Origin of the sequence: Pandoraea soli (assembly GCF_902459595.1) — a bacterium.
GTDB classification, from domain to species: Bacteria; Pseudomonadota; Gammaproteobacteria; order Burkholderiales; family Burkholderiaceae; genus Pandoraea; species Pandoraea cepalis.
The window spans coordinates 1-1,460 of sequence record NZ_CABPSG010000040.1 but is presented as its reverse complement, the minus strand read 5'-3'; the positions used below and the strand labels follow the sequence as shown (position 1 = coordinate 1,460).

Sequence of the window (1,460 nt, the reverse complement as noted above, 5' to 3'; positions counted from 1 at the left end):
GCTCAAGCGCGCGGAGGCTGGGCTTGCGGTGCCGGAGCTATGCCGGGAACTGGGCATCAGTTCGGCAACGTTCTACATATATGGACTGCCCTGGATAGCAAGTTGATGTTTCGATGAGCACGAGAGTCGATTGCGTACATATATCCGGCGTCATGGGTAAGCCCTGCGCCTAACTGGAAATCCGCACGAACAGGCCTCAACAACTGGAAGACCTCAAGGGCCGTTATAAAAATCAGGTTCCCTGTTCGCCGGATCGACCGGTGTGCCACTTGTCAATCATCAACGCATCGTCGGTGGAAGTAAGGTTACGCAGGGTGATAAGGCTGGCCTGAGGCGAGCACTGCCCAGATGGTCCGAGCCATCTTGTTGGCCATTGCGACAATCGCACGATTTGCGCCACGCCGCTCCTGAAGCGCCAAAGCCCAAGCATGCTTTCTATCTTGTTTTGTGGGGGCAGTTCGCAGTACCGCTCGTGCGCCATGAATTAGTAGTGTTCGCAGATGTCGATCGCCACGCTTGCTGATTCCCTGGAGTCTCGTTTTGTCGCCGCTTGAGCACTGGCGAGGCACCAAGCCCAGCCATGCGGAGAAATGACGCCCGTTTTTGAAGTCCTTCGGATCCGAGACAGCGGCCACAATGGCGGTGGCCGTTTTGGGGCCGACACCTTCGATCTTCGCGATGCGCTGACATGTTTCACTGGCCTTGAAGACTGCATCAATGCGCTTGTCAAAGCCGGCAATTCGACCGTCAAGCTCGCGCAACTGGTCTATGAGATCGGACAGCATTTCGCGCGCGAGTGGTGTGAGCGCATTGCTGGTGTCAGCAACAATGGTTGGAATCTCCCGACGCGCCCGCGTGATTGACTGAGCAAACACGATGCCACGCTCAGCCAAGATGCCTCTCATTTGACTGACCAAGCCAGTTCGATTGTTGACCAGGCGGCTGCGAGCACGATGCAGACTTTGAACATCCTGTTGTTCAATAGACTTCACCGGAACAAATCGCATTGAAGGGCGTTGCAATGCCTCGCATATGGCCTCTGCATCATTGCTGTCGGTTTTGTTTCCCTTGACGAAGGGTTTGACGAACTGTGGACTGATCAACCGAACCGCGTGGCCCAGCTTGGCGAACTCTCTGGCCCAGTGGTGGGCGCTGCCACATGCCTCCATGCCGATGGTGCATGGCGTGAGCCTCAGGATGACTTCCATGAGTTGCGACCGCGCGACGCGGCGTCGTAGCGTGATTTTCCCAGACGCGTCGACGCCGTGCAGTTGGAACACATTTTTTGCCACATCGATTCCGAGAAAAGAAATTGCCATGATGGCCTCCGAAAACGAGATGAGTCACTAGCACGATACCCCTTCTGGGGCAGTCCATCCCATTAAATGGCGCTCGAAGTACGGCGGGATGGACGCGTCGATGATGTCGCGCATGAAGGAGCTCGAGGCGGAGAATGCCCG

At 56.3% G+C, this 1,460-nt stretch carries 1 protein-coding gene; it reads right to left on the bottom strand.

What is annotated here, in order from left to right:
* Positions 1 to 305 precede the first annotated feature (305 nt).
* Positions 306 to 1,319, bottom strand: coding sequence for an IS110 family RNA-guided transposase (locus tag PSO31014_RS22200; protein WP_150553591.1), 1,014 nt, complete (start codon positions 1,317 to 1,319; stop codon positions 306 to 308).
* Positions 1,320 to 1,460 lie beyond the last annotated feature (141 nt).